General features: G+C 73.2%; 18 protein-coding genes. 14 read left to right on the forward strand and 4 right to left on the reverse strand.

Going from position 1 to position 15,367, the window contains the following annotated elements:
- Positions 1–9: 9 nt before the first annotated feature.
- The 11 genes from ACFP6A_RS05290 to ACFP6A_RS05340 all read left to right on the forward strand — a co-directional run bounded on the left by ACFP6A_RS05290 (position 10) and on the right by ACFP6A_RS05340 (position 8,291).
- Complete coding sequence (locus tag ACFP6A_RS05290; protein ID WP_379602092.1) at positions 10–426, forward strand: hypothetical protein; 417 nt, start codon at positions 10–12, stop codon at positions 424–426.
- A gap of 30 nt (positions 427–456) precedes the next feature.
- The gene (locus ACFP6A_RS05295) at positions 457–693 is read left to right on the forward strand and encodes an AtpZ/AtpI family protein (protein ID WP_379602093.1); all 237 of its coding nucleotides are present in this window, start codon (positions 457–459) and stop codon (positions 691–693) included.
- A gap of 76 nt (positions 694–769) precedes the next feature.
- Entirely contained in the window at positions 770–1,555 is a 786-nt protein-coding gene (gene atpB / locus ACFP6A_RS05300) for a F0F1 ATP synthase subunit A (RefSeq protein WP_379602095.1), read from the forward strand.
- A gap of 61 nt (positions 1,556–1,616) precedes the next feature.
- Entirely contained in the window at positions 1,617–1,820 is a 204-nt protein-coding gene (locus ACFP6A_RS05305) for a F0F1 ATP synthase subunit C (protein WP_379602097.1), read from the forward strand.
- Positions 1,821–1,849: 29 nt separating this feature from the next.
- The gene (locus ACFP6A_RS05310) at positions 1,850–2,443 is read left to right on the forward strand and encodes a F0F1 ATP synthase subunit B (protein ID WP_379602098.1); all 594 of its coding nucleotides are present in this window, start codon (positions 1,850–1,852) and stop codon (positions 2,441–2,443) included.
- Positions 2,443–3,261, forward strand: a complete 819-nt coding sequence (locus tag ACFP6A_RS05315; RefSeq protein ID WP_379602100.1) for a F0F1 ATP synthase subunit delta — start codon at positions 2,443–2,445, stop codon at positions 3,259–3,261. The genes ACFP6A_RS05310 and ACFP6A_RS05315 overlap by 1 nt, the downstream gene beginning before the upstream one ends.
- Before the next feature lie 101 nt (positions 3,262–3,362).
- Positions 3,363–5,000 (forward strand): F0F1 ATP synthase subunit alpha, encoded by a 1,638-nt coding sequence (atpA, locus tag ACFP6A_RS05320; RefSeq protein ID WP_379602101.1) that lies wholly within the window; start codon positions 3,363–3,365, stop codon positions 4,998–5,000.
- Between the two features lie 37 nt (positions 5,001–5,037).
- Positions 5,038–5,946, forward strand: a complete 909-nt coding sequence (locus tag ACFP6A_RS05325) for a F0F1 ATP synthase subunit gamma (RefSeq protein WP_379602103.1) — start codon at positions 5,038–5,040, stop codon at positions 5,944–5,946.
- Between the two features lie 17 nt (positions 5,947–5,963).
- Complete coding sequence (gene atpD, locus ACFP6A_RS05330; protein WP_379602105.1) at positions 5,964–7,421, forward strand: F0F1 ATP synthase subunit beta; 1,458 nt, start codon at positions 5,964–5,966, stop codon at positions 7,419–7,421.
- 142 nt (positions 7,422–7,563) lie between these two features.
- Positions 7,564–7,845, forward strand: coding sequence for a F0F1 ATP synthase subunit epsilon (locus ACFP6A_RS05335; RefSeq protein ID WP_379602107.1), 282 nt, complete (start codon positions 7,564–7,566; stop codon positions 7,843–7,845).
- A gap of 14 nt (positions 7,846–7,859) precedes the next feature.
- On the forward strand, positions 7,860–8,291 hold the full coding sequence (locus ACFP6A_RS05340; RefSeq protein WP_379602108.1) for a DUF2550 domain-containing protein: 432 nt from the start codon (positions 7,860–7,862) through the stop codon (positions 8,289–8,291).
- A gap of 37 nt (positions 8,292–8,328) precedes the next feature.
- Here ACFP6A_RS05340 and ACFP6A_RS05345 read toward each other — a convergent pair whose 3' ends face one another.
- Entirely contained in the window at positions 8,329–8,964 is a 636-nt protein-coding gene (locus tag ACFP6A_RS05345; RefSeq protein ID WP_379602110.1) for a cob(I)yrinic acid a,c-diamide adenosyltransferase, read from the reverse strand.
- A gap of 39 nt (positions 8,965–9,003) precedes the next feature.
- Here ACFP6A_RS05345 and murA point away from each other — a divergent pair, with 39 nt between their 5' ends.
- Positions 9,004–10,293, forward strand: coding sequence for a UDP-N-acetylglucosamine 1-carboxyvinyltransferase (gene murA / locus ACFP6A_RS05350; protein WP_379602112.1), 1,290 nt, complete (start codon positions 9,004–9,006; stop codon positions 10,291–10,293).
- 29 nt (positions 10,294–10,322) lie between these two features.
- Here the strand turns inward: murA and ACFP6A_RS05355 are convergent, their stop codons facing one another.
- The gene (locus ACFP6A_RS05355; RefSeq protein WP_379602113.1) at positions 10,323–10,643 is read right to left on the reverse strand and encodes a hypothetical protein; all 321 of its coding nucleotides are present in this window, start codon (positions 10,641–10,643) and stop codon (positions 10,323–10,325) included.
- Between the two features lie 136 nt (positions 10,644–10,779).
- On the opposite strand from ACFP6A_RS05355, the gene ACFP6A_RS05360 reads away from it, so the two are divergent.
- On the forward strand, positions 10,780–12,879 hold the full coding sequence (locus ACFP6A_RS05360) for a protein meaA (RefSeq protein ID WP_379602114.1): 2,100 nt from the start codon (positions 10,780–10,782) through the stop codon (positions 12,877–12,879).
- On the opposite strand, the gene ACFP6A_RS05365 is transcribed toward ACFP6A_RS05360, so the two are convergent.
- Positions 12,868–14,046 (reverse strand): MalY/PatB family protein, encoded by a 1,179-nt coding sequence (locus tag ACFP6A_RS05365; protein WP_379602115.1) that lies wholly within the window; start codon positions 14,044–14,046, stop codon positions 12,868–12,870. The genes ACFP6A_RS05360 and ACFP6A_RS05365 overlap by 12 nt on opposite strands.
- 17 nt (positions 14,047–14,063) lie before the next feature.
- On the opposite strand from ACFP6A_RS05365, the gene ACFP6A_RS05370 reads away from it, so the two are divergent.
- Positions 14,064–14,309: a hypothetical protein gene (locus tag ACFP6A_RS05370; protein WP_379602116.1), complete on the forward strand. Its 246-nt coding sequence runs from the start codon at positions 14,064–14,066 to the stop codon at positions 14,307–14,309.
- Between the two features lie 101 nt (positions 14,310–14,410).
- Here the strand turns inward: ACFP6A_RS05370 and ACFP6A_RS05375 are convergent, their stop codons facing one another.
- Positions 14,411–15,367: an FAD-dependent oxidoreductase gene (locus tag ACFP6A_RS05375; RefSeq protein WP_379602117.1), complete on the reverse strand. Its 957-nt coding sequence runs from the start codon at positions 15,365–15,367 to the stop codon at positions 14,411–14,413.

The following is a 15,367-nucleotide window of genomic DNA, read 5'->3' on the forward strand; positions in this document are numbered from 1 at the left end:
AGCAACCCGGTGCAGGCCGCCGACCCCTACCTCGCGATGATGCGAGGCGCCCTCCTGCCGACCGCCGCGGTCGGCGGGCTCGCCCTCGCCGTCGCCGCCGTGCTCGAGGGCACCGGCGCCGGGACCGGGGTCCTCGTCGGCACCGCTCTCGGGGCTGCGCTGGTGGTCGTGTTCTTCGGACTCACCCTCACCGTCATGCGGGCAGCCCGCAACGTCGCCCCGGAGATGAGCCTGGGCGTGGCACTCGCGCTGTACTCGACCAAGGTCGCCGTTCTCGGCGCCGCCGTCCTCGGTCTGCGCGACGAGTCGTGGCTGTCCCCGACCGCGCTCGCCGTCACCGCGATGGCGTGCGCGGTCGCCTGGCTCGTGGGGCAGGTCCGCGGCCTGGCCCGCGCCCGGCTGCCGATCGGTGGGGCGGCCCGGTGAGCGCCGTGCGGTGTTACCGTCCCGTCCGCGATGAGCAGCCCACCGGAGGACCCGCAGCGCCGGGAGCGCGACCGCCTGCAGTCCGAACGGGACGCGGCCGCTGCCTGGAGCGTCCCGGCGTACCTGCTGTCCGGGATGGCCGGCTACGGGTTCCTCGGCTGGCTGCTCGACCGGTGGCTGGGGACGACCTGGCTGGTGCTGGTCGGCGTCCTCGTCGGCACGGCCCTGGCTGGCTACCTCATCTGGCTCCGGTACGGTACGCGGTGACCACTGGCCCGGGGGGACCCGCTGAGCCGGTCGTCACGGCCCCCCAGCACCCCCCGAACCTTCGCGAGGAGATGGTGTGAGCCCGCTCGTGCTCGCCGCGGAAGGCTTCAACCCGCCGACGCCCGGTGACTTCTGGCAGCCGCTCATCGGCGACGGCGCGTTCGCCGTCACGCGGTCGATGTTCGTCATCGCGATCTCCGTCGTGCTCATCGCGTGGTTCATGACGGCCGTCGCCCGCAGGATGGCCGTCGTCCCCGGCAAGCTCCAGTTCGCCGGCGAGGGCGTCTACAACTTCGTCCGGAACTCGGTCGCGATCGACATCCTCGGCAGCCGCAACTTCCGGCCGTTCCTGCCGCTGCTGCTGACCCAGTTCCTGCTGATCCTCGTCAACAACTGGTTCGGCGTGATCCCCCCGATCCAGTTCCCGACGTTCAGCCGGATCGGCTTCGCGATCGCCGTCACCCTGGTCACGTTCGTCGTCTACCACGCGGTCGGCATCCGCCGGAAGGGCCTGGGCGGCTACCTCAAGGGGCTCATGCCGCCGGGGATCCCGGGCTGGATCTCCCCGTTCGTCTACGTGCTCGAGCTGATGACCTTCTTCATCACCCGGCCGCTGACGCTCGGGATGCGACTGTTCGCCAACATGTTCGCCGGCCACATGCTGCTGCTGGTGTTCATCCTCGGCGGCGAGTACATGCTCCTGCACGGGGGCAACCTGTTCGTCAACCTCAGCAGCGTCGCGGCGTTCGTCATGGCCATCGTCATGACGTTCTTCGAGCTGCTCGTCCAGTTCCTGCAGGCGTACGTGTTCGTCCTGCTGACCGCGCTGTACATCGCCGGCTCCCTGGCCGACGAGCACTGAGCGGAACCCACCGACCGACGCGCCGCCCCGGCGCGCCGACCGAGAGGAAGAGAAGAGAGACATGGAAGGCAGCCTCAACGTCATCGGCTACGGACTGGCGGCCATCGGCCCGGCCATCGCCGTCGGCCTGATCTTCGCGGCCTACATCAACGGCACCGCCCGCCAGCCCGAGTCCCGCGGCATGCTGCAGCCGATCGCCATCCTGGGCTTCGCCCTGGCCGAGGCGCTCGCCCTGTTCGGCCTGGTCCTCGCGTTCATCCTCTGACCCAGCCCGACACACTGCGAGGAGTCCTCATGCAGACCGAAGCCGCCGCGGTCCTCGCCGCGGAGGAGGGGTTCTGGGCCGAGGCCTACCCGATCATCCCGCACCCGGCCGAGCTCATCGTCGGGCTGATCGCCTTCGGCATCCTCTACTGGATCATCGCGACCCGGGTGGTGCCGCGCTTCGAGGAGGTCTACGCCGAGCGCGCGGCCGCCATCGAGGGCGGGATGAAGCAGGCCGAGGAGGCCCAGGCCGAGGCCGAGGCCGCGCTGGAGCAGTACCGGGCCCAGCTCGCCGAGGCCCGCGCCGAGGCGCAGAAGATCCGTGAGGACGCCCGCGCCGAGGGCGCCGCCATCGTCGCGGAGATGCGGGAGAGGGCCTCGACCGAGGCCGCCCGGATCACCGAGTCGGCGCACAGGCAGATCGAGGCCGAGCGCCAGCAGGCGGTCATCCAGCTGCGCCACGAGGTCGGCACCCTGGCCGTGACGCTCGCCTCACGGATCGTCGGGGAGTCCCTGCAGGACGAGGCCCGGCAGAGCCGCGTCGTGGAGCGCTTCCTCACCGACCTGGAGCGCAGCGACGCCGACGCGGTGCGGGCCCGGGCCGGTGCGGGGCAGGACGCCTGATGCGCGGCACCAGCAGGCAGTCCCTGGCGGCGGCCGAGGAGCGGGTGGAGCCGCTGCTCGGCACCCTCGACCCGGCCGTGGCCGCCGAGGTCGGCGGTGAGCTGTTCGCCGTCGCGCGGCTGCTGGACTCCTCGGGCACGCTGCGCCGGGCGCTGACCGACCCCTCCCGCGACGGGCAGGACAAGGCGGCGCTCGTCGACCGGCTGCTGGAGGGCAAGGTCAGCGACGCCACCCGGGACCTCGTCGCCGGGCTGGCCCGCGACCGCTGGTCGCAGGCCCGCGACATCGCGGACGCCGCCGAGCACCTCGGTGTCGTCGCGGTCCTCGCCGCCGCCGAGCGTCAGGGCGTCCTCGACGCCGTCGAGGACGAGCTGTTCCGGTTCGCCCGGCTCGTCGAGGGCCACCGGGAGCTCGGCCAGGCCCTCGGGAGCCGGGAGGCCCCGCTGGAGGACCGCACCGCACTGGTCCGCCGGCTGCTCGAGGGCAAGGTCCACGAGCCGACCCTCGTGCTCGCCGTCCAGGCCGTCACCCATCCCCGTGGCCGCTCCGTGCCGGACGCCCTGGACGCCTTCGGCGCCGTCGCCGCCCGGCGTCGCCAGCGGCTCCTCGCCCGGGTCACCGCCGCGGTGCCGCTCACCGAGGACCAGCGCGAACGGCTGGCCAGGCTGCTCGAGCGCCTGTACGGCACGACGATGCGGCTCAACGTCGAGGTGGACCCCGAGATCGTCGGCGGTCTGCGGATCCAGGTCGGCGACGAGGTCATCGACGCCAGCGTCCTGAGCCGCCTCGACGACGCCCGGCGCCGACTCGCCGGCTGACGACCCACACTGGACCTCACCGCACCACCTTCAGGAACCGCAGACTTCACCGAACCACAGACTCCAGGAACCACGGACTTCAGGAAGCAGGGACATCGAAGATGGCGGAGCTGACGATCCGACCGGAGGAGATCCGGAGCGCGCTGGACGCCTTCGTCCAGTCCTACGAGCCCGGCGCGGCCTCGCGCGAGGAGGTCGGGCGGGTCACCGAGGCCGGTGACGGCATCGCCCGGGTCGAGGGCCTGCCGGGCGTCATGGCCAACGAGCTGCTCGAGTTCGCCGACGGGACCCGCGGCCTGGCGCTCAACCTCGACGTCCGGGAGATCGGCGTCGTCGTCCTCGGCGAGTTCACCGGCATCGACGAGGGCCAGGAGGTCCGCCGCACCGGGGAGATCCTCTCCGCGCCGGTCGGCGACGGCTTCCTCGGCCGGGTCGTCGACCCGCTCGGCAACCCGATCGACGGGCTCGGTGCGATCGAGGCCGAGGGCCGCCGCGCCCTGGAGCTGCAGGCACCCGGCGTCATGGCCCGCAAGTCGGTCCACGAGCCGCTGCAGACCGGGATCAAGGCCATCGACTCGATGACCCCGATCGGTCGCGGCCAGCGCCAGCTCATCATCGGCGACCGGCAGACCGGCAAGACGGCCATCGCCATCGACACGATCATCAACCAGAAGCAGTTCTGGGAGACCGGGGACCCGAGCAAGCAGGTCCGCTGCATCTACGTGGCTGTCGGCCAGAAGGGCTCCACCATCGCCTCGGTCCGCGGCGCGCTGGAGGACGCCGGTGCGCTGGAGTACACGACGATCGTCGCGGCGCCGGCGTCCGACCCGGCCGGCTACAAGTACCTCGCGCCCTACACCGGCTCGGCCATCGGCCAGCACTGGATGTACGGCGGCAAGCACGTCCTCATCGTGTTCGACGACCTGTCCAAGCAGGCGGAGGCCTACCGGGCGGTGTCCCTGCTGCTGCGCCGCCCGCCGGGCCGCGAGGCCTACCCCGGTGACGTCTTCTACCTGCACTCCCGGTTGCTCGAGCGCTGCGCGAAGCTGTCCGACGAGCTCGGCGCCGGCTCGATGACCGGCCTGCCGCTGATCGAGACCAAGGCCAACGACATCTCGGCCTACATCCCGACGAACGTCATCTCGATCACCGACGGTCAGATCTTCCTGCAGTCCGACCTGTTCAACGCCAACCAGCGCCCCGCGGTCGACGTCGGCACCTCGGTCTCCCGGGTGGGCGGCGCGGCGCAGATCAAGGCGATGAAGACGGTGTCGGGCTCGCTGCGGGTGGACCTGGCGCAGTACCGGGCCCTGGAGGCGTTCGCGATGTTCGCCTCGGACCTCGACGCCGCCTCCCGCCAGCAGCTCAACCGCGGCCAGCGCCTGATGGAGCTGCTCAAGCAGCCGCAGTACGCGCCGTACCCGGTGGAGGAGCAGGTCGTGTCGATCTGGCTGGGGACCTCCGGCCAGCTCGACAAGGTCGCGGTCGGCGACGTCCGCCGCTTCGAGACCGAGTTCCTCGACCACCTGCGCCGCTCCACCGACGTCCTGTCGACCATCCGGGAGACCGGCACCTTCTCGGACGACACCGCGGCCACCCTGGAGCGCGAGGTGCAGTCCTTCCTGCAGGGCTTCTCCGGCGGGCAGGACGGCGGCTTCGTCCAGCCCGGCCACGAGGAGGCCGAGGCGATCGACGAGGCCGAGGTCGAGCAGGAGAAGATCGTCCGGCAGAAGCGCTGACGGCGGCCTCGAAGCAGACGACGAGAGAGCAGAGCACATGGGAGCCCAGCAGCGGGTCTACCGCGGACGGATCCGGTCGACGCAGTCGATGAAGAAGATCTTCCGCGCGATGGAGCTGATCGCGACGTCGCGGATCTCCCGCGCGCGCCAGGCGGTGACCGCCTCGACGCCGTACGCCCGGGCGATCACCCGCGCCGTGTCGGCGGTGGCGACGTTCTCGGACGCCGAGCACCCGCTGACGACCGAGAAGGCCGAGGTGCGTCGGGCCGCGGTACTGCTCGTCACCAGCGACCGCGGCATGGCCGGGGCGTACTCCGCCAACGTCCTCAAGGAGGGCGAGCGGCTCGCCGAGCGGCTGCGGGAGAACGACGTCGAGCCGGTCCCGTACCTGTTCGGCCGCAAGGCGGTGGCCTACTACCGGTTCCGCCGGCGCCCGGTCGAGCGGGAGTGGACCGGTCACTCCGAGCAGCCGACGTTCGAGGTCGCCCGGGAGATCGGGGACACGCTCGTCGACGCCTTCGTGCGGGGGTCGGAGGACGGCGGCGTGGACGAGATCCACGTCGTCTTCACCCGGTTCGTCAACATGGTCACCCAGCAGCCCGAGGTCATCCGGCTGCTGCCCCTGGAGGTCGTCGAAGGGGTCGAGGAGCCGTCGCCGGACGAGCTGCTGCCGCTCTACGAGTTCGAGCCGGACGTCGAGCAGGTGCTCGACGCGCTGCTGCCGCGCTACATCGGCAGCCGCATCTACAACTGCCTGCTGCAGGCCGCGGCCAGCGAGCAGGCGTCGCGTCAGCGTGCGATGAAGTCCGCGAGCGACAACGCCGAGGAGCTCATCCGCACGTACACCCGGCTGGCCAACCAGGCGCGCCAGGCGGAGATCACGAACGAGATCAGTGAGATCGTGGGTGGCGCGGACGCGCTCGCCCAGGCCACCGCGAGCCGGTAGGAGCTGAGAGACACACCATGACCGCCACTCTCCCGGAGACCGACGTCCGCTCCACCGAGCCCGGCGTCGGCCGCATCGCCCGGGTCACCGGGCCCGTCGTCGACATCGAGTTCCCCGCGGACGCGATCCCCGACATCAACAACGCCCTGCAGGTCACCTACGAGCTGCTCGGCGAGCAGACCACCCTGTGGCTCGAGGTCGCCCAGCACGTCGGCGACAACATGGTCCGGGCCATCGCGATGAAGCCCACCGACGGCCTGGTCCGCGGCATGCCGGTGCACGACACCGGCGCGCCGATCAGCGTCCCCGTCGGCGACGTCACCCTCGGCAAGGTCTTCAACGTCGTCGGGGACTGCCTCAACTGCGACGAGCCGCTGGAGGTCACCGAGCGCTGGCCGATCCACCGGACCGCCCCGGCGTTCGACCAGCTCGAGTCCAAGACCGAGATGTTCGAGACCGGCATCAAGGTCATCGACCTGCTGACGCCCTACGTGCAGGGCGGCAAGATCGGCCTGTTCGGCGGCGCCGGCGTCGGCAAGACGGTGCTCATCCAGGAGATGATCGCCCGCGTGGCCCGTGACCACGGCGGCGTGTCGGTGTTCGCCGGGGTCGGGGAGCGGACCCGTGAGGGCAACGACCTCATCGTGGAGATGGAGGAGTCCGGCGTCCTGGGCTCCACCGCGCTCGTCTTCGGCCAGATGGACGAGCCGCCGGGCACCCGCCTGCGGGTGGCCCTGTCCGCGCTGACGATGGCGGAGTACTTCCGCGACGTGCAGCAGCAGGACGTGCTGCTGTTCATCGACAACATCTTCCGGTTCACCCAGGCCGGCTCGGAGGTCTCCACGCTGCTGGGCCGGATGCCGTCGGCGGTGGGCTACCAGCCCAACCTTGCCGACGAGATGGGCCTGCTCCAGGAGCGGATCACCTCGACCCGCGGCCACTCGATCACCTCGATGCAGGCGATCTACGTGCCCGCCGACGACTACACCGACCCCGCCCCGGCGACGACGTTCGCCCACCTCGACGCGACCACCGAGCTCTCCCGGGAGATCGCGTCCCTGGGCATCTACCCGGCCGTGGACCCGCTGACCTCCACCTCCCGCATCCTCGACCCGCGGTACATCTCCCAGGAGCACTACACCACCGCGGTGCGGGTCAAGCAGATCCTGCAGCGCAACAAGGAGCTGCAGGACATCATCGCCATCCTCGGCGTCGACGAGCTGTCGGAGGAGGACAAGATCGTCGTCAACCGGGCCCGCCGGATCCAGCGGTTCCTGTCCCAGAACACCTACGTCGCCAAGCAGTTCACCGGCATCGAGGGCTCGACCGTGCCGCTGTCGGAGACCGTCGAGGCCTTCACGAAGATCGCGGACGGCGAGTACGACCACGTCGCCGAGCAGGCGTTCTTCATGTGCGGCGGCCTGGAGGACGTCGAGCGCAACTGGGCCCGGATCCAGAAGGAGACCGGCGAGTAGCGCGCAGTCCGCCCGCCGCGGGGCCCGCACCGGTCGACCGGTGCGGGCCCCGCGTCGTCGTCGTGTCAGGCGGTGGCTATCCTCGGCACCGCACCGCCGCCACGACCGGCGGCACCCCCCCGGACGCAGGAGGCGTGAACCCGTGGCCGAACTCCATGTCGAGCTCGTCGCAGCCGACCGGACGGTCTGGTCCGGCGAGGCATCGCTCGTCGTGGCCCGGACCACGGAGGGCGAGCTCGGCGTCATGCCGGGTCACACCCCGGTCCTCGGCGCCCTCGTCCAGGGCGAGGTCCGGGTGCACCCCGTCAGCGGGTCGCCGGTGACGGTGACCACGGGCGGCGGGTTCCTGTCGGTCGAGCACGACCGCGTCGTCCTGGTCCTCGACGACGTGACCATGCCGGACGAGACCACGGCCTCCCGGTAGTCCGAGGCGGCCACGTGGAGGAGCTCGTCGTCCCCCTGCTGGCCGCCCTCGGTCTCACCCTGCTCCTCGTCGTCCTGGCCGCAGCGTTCGTGCTGCGCCGGCAGGGGCTGGCCCGGCGCCGGGCGTCCTTCGACTGCTCGCTGCGCCTGCCCGACGGCCACTGGAGCCTCGGCGTCGCTCGCTACGGCTACGACCGGCTCGAGTGGTTCCGGGTGTTCTCGTTCTCGCTGCGACCCAAGGCGACCTGGCGCCGCGGGGACCTCGCGGTGGTCGACCGCCGCCCCACCCAGGGCTCGGAGGTGACCGCCGTCGTCCCGCAGGCCGTCGTCGTCCACTGCCGCCACCGCGGCGACGACCTCGACCTGGCGATGACCGAGGACGCCTACACCGGCCTCGCCTCATGGCTGGAGTCCGCGCCGCCCGGGCAGACCGCGCGCGTGACCTGAGCGCCCGGCGGAGCAGGACCGCACGCCGGAGCAGGACCTAGGCGTCCTGCCGCCGCTGCCGACGGGCCGGCGCCTCCTGGCGACCGCCGCCGGGCTGCCACAGCACGTCGCCGGCCGACCGGTTGGCGTACCGCGCGAGGATGAACAGCAGGTCGGACAGGCGGTTGAGGTACGTCGCCGTCAGCGGGTTGACCCCGCCCTGCTCGCCGGTGCCGTAGGACTCGATCGCCGCCCAGGCCGACCGCTCGGCGCGCCGGACGACGGTCCGGGCCACGTGCAGCCCCGCCGACGCCGGCGTGCCCCCGGGCAGGACGAACGAGCGCAGCCGCGTCAACGGCTCGTTGTAGGTGTCGCAGGCCGTCTCGAGCTCCGCCACCCACTGCTCGCGGACCCGCAGCGGGGGGTGGTCGTAGGTCGGCGCGAGCGGTGTGCACAGGTCGGCGCCGACGTCGAACAGGTCGTTCTGCACTCGGGTCAGCAGGGCGACGACGTCCTCGCCGAGGACGTCGGCCGCGTCCGGGGCGGCCAGCACGACGCCGATCGCCGAGTTGGCCTCGTCGACGTCGGCGTAGGCGACCAGCCGGGCGTCGGTCTTGCGGGTCCGGCTGAAGTCACCGAGCGCCGTCGTGCCGTCGTCGCCGGTGCGGGTGTAGATGCGGGTGAGGTTGACCATGGCCTGACACTACGACGCGCCCCCCTACGATCGCCGGTCGTGGAGCGCATCGAGGTCGCCGGCGGCGCCCGGCTGCAGGGCGAGGTCACCGTGCGCGGGGCCAAGAACAGCGTGCTCAAGCTCATGGCCGGCTGCCTGCTGGCCCCCGGGCACAGCACCCTGCTCGACGTCCCGGACATCCTCGACGTCCGGATCATGGCCGAGCTGCTGCGCCGGCTCGGGTGCACGGTCGAGCACGACACCGGCGCGCACGTCGTCACCGTGGACGTGCCGGACGAGCCGGGGCACCGGGCCGACTACGAGCTGGTGCGGGCGATGCGCGCCTCCATCAGCGTGCTCGGCCCGCTCGTCGCCCGGGTCGGCCGCGTCGACGTGGCGATGCCCGGCGGCGACGCCATCGGCTCGCGCGGTCTGGACCTGCACGTCGCCGGCCTGGAGGCGCTCGGCGCGACCGTGCACGTCGACCACGGCTACCTCGTCGCGCAGGCCCCCCGCGGGCTGACCGGCGCCGAGGTGCCGCTGGCCTTCCCGTCGGTGGGGGCGACCGAGAACCTCCTCATGGCGGCCGTCCTGGCCACGGGCACGACCGTGCTCGACAACGCGGCCCGCGAGCCGGAGGTGGTCGACCTCGCGGAGATGCTCGTCGCGATGGGCGCGCGGATCGACGGCATCGGCACCGGTCGTCTCGTCGTCGAGGGCGTCGAGGGCCTGCACCCGGTGGAGCACCGCGTGGTCGCCGACCGGGTGGTGGCCGGTTCGTGGGCGTACGCGGCGGCGGCCACCGGCGGGGACGTGCTGGTGCGCGGCGGGCGCGCCGACCACCTGCGGCTGCCGCTGGACAAGCTGCGCGCCGCCGGTGCCGACGTGCTGGCCGACGCCGCCGGCTTCCGGGTCGTCGGGCCGCGCCGGGCGCAGGCCGTGGACGTCGCGACGCTGCCGTACCCCGGGTTCCCGACCGACCTGCAGCCGTTCGCCGTCGCGCTGGGCGCGGTGTCCCTCGGCTCCGCGGTGATCACCGAGAACCTGTTCGAGTCCCGGTTCCGGTTCGTCGACGAGGTCGCCCGGCTCGGCGCCGACGTCCGGGTGGACGGCCACCACGTGCTCGTGCGGGGACGGCCACGCCTGTCCGGGGCGCCGGTCGTGGCCACCGACATCCGCGCCGGCGCGGCCCTCGTCGTGGCCGGCCTCGTCGCCGACGGGGTGACGACCGTCGAGGGGGCCGGCCACGTGGACCGCGGGTACGAGGACCTCGTCGGGACGCTGGCGGGTCTGGGGGCCCAGGTGCGCCGGAGCACCGTGGACGACGCCACCGGGCTGCTCGCTCCGTGACCCCGGTGGGCCCCGCGGCCGCCGCCGGGTCAGTCCCGGAGGACGGCCCGGGCCGTGTCGGCGTCCCGGGGGAACACGAGCACCCGGGGTCCCAGGGTGGTCGGCGCCAGCGTCGCGGTGATCCCCGCCTCGGCGAGCCGGCGGCGCAGCACCTCGGCCTCGACGAACGTGGCCGGCTCGGCGACGGCGACGAGCAGCCCGTAGTCCTGCGGCGCACCTGCCCGGGGCGGGGACTCCACCAGCGAGTGGCCGCGAGAGAACGCCCAGCGCAGCAGTAGCGCCAGCACGGCCACCATCGCGAACGCGACGAGCGGGCCCAGCAGGTAGGAGTAGCTCTGCCACGGGGACACCCGTCCAGTGTGCGCCGCGGTGCCCGGCGGTGCCGCTGCTCGCCCGGGCCGGAAGTGGCCTCCCTCACCTCCGGTTGACCTCCCGTAACCGCGGTACCGGTCGGTAGCCTCACCGCACCTGCCAGGAGGTCGACCGATGACTGACCCGTCCCAGCCGAGCCGGCCCGAGCGCGACCGGCCGTGGGTGATGCGGACCTACGCCGGGCACTCCAGCGCCCGGGAGTCCAACGCGCTGTACCGGCGCAACCTCGAGAAGGGCCAGACCGGCCTGTCCGTCGCCTTCGACCTGCCGACCCAGACCGGCTACGACCCCGACCACGAGCTCGCCCGGGGCGAGGTCGGCAAGGTCGGTGTCCCGGTCAGCCACGTCGGTGACATGCGCGCCCTGTTCGACGGCATCCCGCTCGCCGAGATGAACACGTCGATGACCATCAACGCGACCGCGATGTGGGTGTTCGCGCTCTACCAGGTCGTCGCCGAGGAGCAGGGGGCGGCGCCCGGCCAGCTGGCCGGCACCACGCAGAACGACATCATCAAGGAGTATCTCTCCCGCGGGACCTACGCCTTCCCGCCTGGGCCCAGCCTGCGGCTCGTCACGGACCTCATCGCGTACACCGTGTCGGAGGTCCCGCGGTGGAACCCGATCAACATCTGCAGCTACCACCTCCAGGAGGCCGGCGCGACGCCGGTGCAGGAGATCGCCTACTCGATGTGCACGGCGATCGCGGTGCTCGACGCCGTCCGGGACTCCGGCCAGGTGCCGCCGGAGCGGTTCGGGGAGGTGGTCGGCCGGATCTCGTTCTTCGTCAACGCCGGGGTCCGGTTCGTCGAGGAGATGTGCAAGATGCGCGCCTTCGTCGAGCTGTGGGACGAGCTGACCCGGGAGCGCTACGGGGTGAGCGACGAGCGCCAGCGGCGGTTCCGCTACGGCGTCCAGGTCAACTCCCTGGGCCTGACCGAGGCCCAGCCGGAGAACAACGTCCAGCGGATCGTGCTGGAGATGCTAGGGGTGACGCTGTCCAAGCGGGCCCGGGCGCGCGCCGTCCAGCTGCCGGCCTGGAACGAGGCCCTCGGCCTGCCCCGGCCGTGGGATCAGCAGTGGAGCCTGCGGATGCAGCAGGTGCTCGCCTACGAGTCCGACCTGCTGGAGTACGAGGACCTGTTCGACGGCAGCCCGGTGGTCGAGGCGAAGGTCCGCCAGATCGCGGACGGCGCGCGCGCCGAGATCGATCGCGTGCTGGCGATGGGCGGGGCCGTCGCCGCCGTCGAGTCCGGGTACATGAAGCAGGCCCTCGTCGCCTCGCACGCCGCCCGCCGGCGCCGGATCGAGACCGGGCAGGACGTCGTCGTCGGCGTCAACCGGTTCACCAGCACCGAGCCGAACCCGCTGACCGCCGACCTCACGACGGTGATCCAGACCGTGGACCCGGGGGTCGAGGCCGCCGCGGTCGAGGCGGTGCGCCGCTGGCGCTCCGAGCGGGACGCCGACCCGGCCCGCAAACAGGCGGCCGCCGACGCGCTGCGTCGGCTCACCGAGGAGGCGCGCGGCGACGCCAACCTCGTGCCCGCGACGCTCGCGTGCGCCCGGGCCGGGGTGACGACGGGGGAGTGGGCCGGTGCGCTGCGGGAGGTGTTCGGGGAGTACCGCGCCCCGACGGGGGTGTCCGGCTCGGTCGGCGCGCCGTCGGTGGCGGACCAGTCCGGGCGGGACGGGAGCGCGCCTGGTGGTGCGGGGGAGCCCGCCGGCGAGCTGGCCGCGCTGCGGGAGGCCGTGCGGCGCACCGGTGAGGAGCTCGGGACCCGGCTGCGGATGCTCGTCGGCAAACCCGGGCTCGACGGTCACTCCAACGGCGCCGAGCAGGTCGCCGTCCGCGCCCGGGACGCCGGCTTCGAGGTCATCTACCAGGGCATCCGGCTCACGCCGGCGCAGATCGTCGCGGCCGCGGTCGCCGAGGACGTGCACTGCGTCGGCCTGTCGGTGCTGTCCGGATCCCACATGGAGCTGGTGCCCCAGGTCCTGCAGGGGCTGCGGGAGCACGACCTCGGTGACGTGCCGGTCGTCGTCGGCGGGATCATCCCGGACGGCGACGCCCACCGGCTGCGGGAGGCCGGCGTCGCCGAGGTGTTCACGCCCAAGGACTTCGGGCTCGACGAGGTCCTCGGCCGGGTGGTCGCCGCGATCAGGCGCGCCTACGGGCTGCCGGAGCTCTCCGGGCACCGGCAGTCAGCGAGCTGACACCGACCGGCCGTCGCCGTACCAGGCCCGGGCCAGGCGGTGGACCGCCTCGGTCAGCCGTTCGGGGCTCGTCGCCGTGTTGAGCCGGACGTGGCCCTGCCCGCCCGGGCCGAAGGCGAGCCCGTCGTTGACCATCACCCGGCCACGGTCGAGCGCGGTGGCCGCCGGGGAGGCGGGCAGGTCGAGGGCCCGGACGTCGAGCCAGGCCAGGTAGGTCGCCTCGATGCGGCGCATCCGGACCCCCGGCAGGTGCTCGGCGACGAGGTGCTCCAGCAGGCCGCGGTTCGCGTCGAGGCGCTCGATCAGGGCCGCGAGCCACGGTCCGCCCTCGGCCCAGGCCGCCGTGTTCGCCACGATCCCCAGTGGGGAGACGCCGTGGTTGGCGACGACGGGCACCCGGCGCAGCGCGGTGTGGTCCTCGGCCGACCCGCAGACGACCTGCGCGCACTTCAGGCCCGGCACGTTGAAGGCCTTGCTCGCCGACAGCACGGTCGTCGTGTGCTCCGTGGTCCCGGGCAGCGACGCGTACGGCACGTGCTGTGCGCCGGGCAGCACGAGCGGGGCGTGGATCTCGTCGGAGACCACCCGCGCCCCGTACCGGGTGACGACGTCGCGCAGGCCGGTGAGCTCCTCGGCCGTGAACGCCCGCCCCCAGGGGTTGTGCGGGTTGCACAGCAGCACGGTGCGGGCGCCGGCGGCCAGCTCGGCCTCGACCTGGTCCAGGTCGAGGACCGCGCGCTCGGCGTCCGGGTCGAGCGGGACGGTGACGAGCTCGCGTCCGGTGAGCGGGACGACGTCCAGGAACGGCGGGTACGCCGGTGTCGGGACGACGACGGGGGCCTTCTCGCAGAGCGTCTCGAGCACGAGCCGGACCCCGGCCATGACGTCCCCGCTGAGCAGCACCCGGCCGGGGTCCACGTGCCACCCCCACGCGGACGCGCAGTACTGCGCCGTCGCCTCGGGCAGCCCGGTGCGCTCGTCGACGGTGGGGTAGCCGAAGGCGCCCCGGGCCACCGCCTCGGCGACCGCCTGCTGCACGGGCGGGGCGGGGGCGAAGTCGTTCTCGGCCACCCAGGCCGGCAGCACGTCCGGCTCGGCCAGGTCCCACTTGATGCTCGCCCGGGCGCGCAGCGCGGTGTCGTCGAGGTCCTCGATCACACGGGTCATCGTGGCAGGCTGCCGCCGTGAGTGACCTGCAGTGCCCCGCCCGTTTCCTGCTCGTGCCGGACGGAACGCCGACGTCGGTGGACCTTGGCCCCACGGACCCGTGGGCCCAGCTGGAGGCACTGGCGGACCTGCACCGGGGTGAGACGGTCGTCGTCCGCGTTCCGGCCGACGTTGCAGCGGCCCTGCCCGATCTGCTCCGGGCGCCCGGGGTGGTCGAGGTCGACGCCGACGGCTGGCGGCGCGTTGGTGACGTTCCGGAGTGAGTACCGACGTCGTCCTGTTCGTCGTCGCCGGTCTGGGTGCCGGCCTGGCCGGTCTCGCGCTGGCGGTCCGTCTCGGGCTGCGCGCGGGCGGCTGCCCGCCGTCAGTACCCGGTGGCGGCGCGGACCTGCTCGAGCACCTCGTCGGCGCACCCCCACGACAGGGTCACCCCGGCGCCGCCGTGGCCGTAGCAGTGCACGACCGTGCCGTCGCCCGCATGGGTCGTCTCAAGGCGAACCGCGGAGCGGGCGGGCCGCAGACCCACTCGGTGGGCCAGCACCCGGGCGCCGCGCAGGCGCGGCTCGACCTCGGTGGCCCGGGCGAGGATGGCCTCGGCGAGGTCCGGGTCCGGCACCGGGTCCCAGTCGTCCTCGACCGCGCAGCCGCCGACGACGACGGTGTCCGTGCGCGGCAGCACGTACACGAGCCGGCCGTCCGGGGTCTCCTCGTCGTCGACGAGCCACCGGTCCAGGCCGGGGTTCTCCAGGACGACGACCTGGCCGCGGACCGGGTGCACCAGCGGGTCGGCGGCGACCGCCCGGGCGGCCACCCCGGTGGCGTTGACGACGACGCCGCGCTCGGGCAGGGCCGGCAGCGGCATCCGGGTGACGGTGCCGCCGGCCCGTTCCAGGCGGGCCTGCAGCCACGGCAGGTAGCGCCCCATGTCGACGAGCGGCACCCGCGCGGCGAGCCCGTGCCGGTAGCCGGGCGCCGGGTCGGTGACCGGGTGCAGGGAGGTGAGGTCGGAGACGGCGTCCGCCCACGACGGCCGCTGCGGCGGGGTGTGGTGCAGCAGGACGCCGTCCCGGACCAGGACGCCCGCCTCCTCCTCGGCGTCCGCGAGCCGCAGCAGCTCCTCGAGCGTGACGCGACCCCAGCGGGCGACGTCGGCGGCCGGCTCGGCCCGGTAGGGGAACCACAGCGCGCCGGCCACCGCGGACGTCGTCTCCAGCGGCAGCTCGCGGGCTAGGACGTGGGCGTCGAACCCGGCCTCGGCCAGGCGGACGGCGCAGGACAGGCCGATCACCCCGGCCCCGACGACGATCACGCGCTGGGTCAC

Source organism: Quadrisphaera sp. GCM10027208 (genome assembly GCF_042658805.1).
Classification (GTDB): domain Bacteria; phylum Actinomycetota; class Actinomycetes; order Actinomycetales; family SCSIO-59966; genus SCSIO-59966.

Coding starts and splice junctions, on each gene's coding strand:
- ACFP6A_RS05315 (WP_379602100.1), top strand. CDS start 2,443: ATGCGCGGCACCAGCAGGCAGTCCCTGGCGGCGGCCGAGGAGCGGGTG.
- atpA (WP_379602101.1), top strand. CDS start 3,363: ATGGCGGAGCTGACGATCCGACCGGAGGAGATCCGGAGCGCGCTGGAC.
- ACFP6A_RS05360 (WP_379602114.1), top strand. CDS start 10,780: ATGACTGACCCGTCCCAGCCGAGCCGGCCCGAGCGCGACCGGCCGTGG.
- ACFP6A_RS05305 (WP_379602097.1), top strand. CDS start 1,617: ATGGAAGGCAGCCTCAACGTCATCGGCTACGGACTGGCGGCCATCGGC.
- ACFP6A_RS05325 (WP_379602103.1), top strand. CDS start 5,038: ATGGGAGCCCAGCAGCGGGTCTACCGCGGACGGATCCGGTCGACGCAG.
- atpD (WP_379602105.1), top strand. CDS start 5,964: ATGACCGCCACTCTCCCGGAGACCGACGTCCGCTCCACCGAGCCCGGC.
- ACFP6A_RS05345 (WP_379602110.1), bottom strand. CDS start 8,964: ATGGTCAACCTCACCCGCATCTACACCCGCACCGGCGACGACGGCACG.
- ACFP6A_RS05365 (WP_379602115.1), bottom strand. CDS start 14,046: ATGACCCGTGTGATCGAGGACCTCGACGACACCGCGCTGCGCGCCCGG.
- ACFP6A_RS05295 (WP_379602093.1), top strand. CDS start 457: ATGAGCAGCCCACCGGAGGACCCGCAGCGCCGGGAGCGCGACCGCCTG.
- ACFP6A_RS05310 (WP_379602098.1), top strand. CDS start 1,850: ATGCAGACCGAAGCCGCCGCGGTCCTCGCCGCGGAGGAGGGGTTCTGG.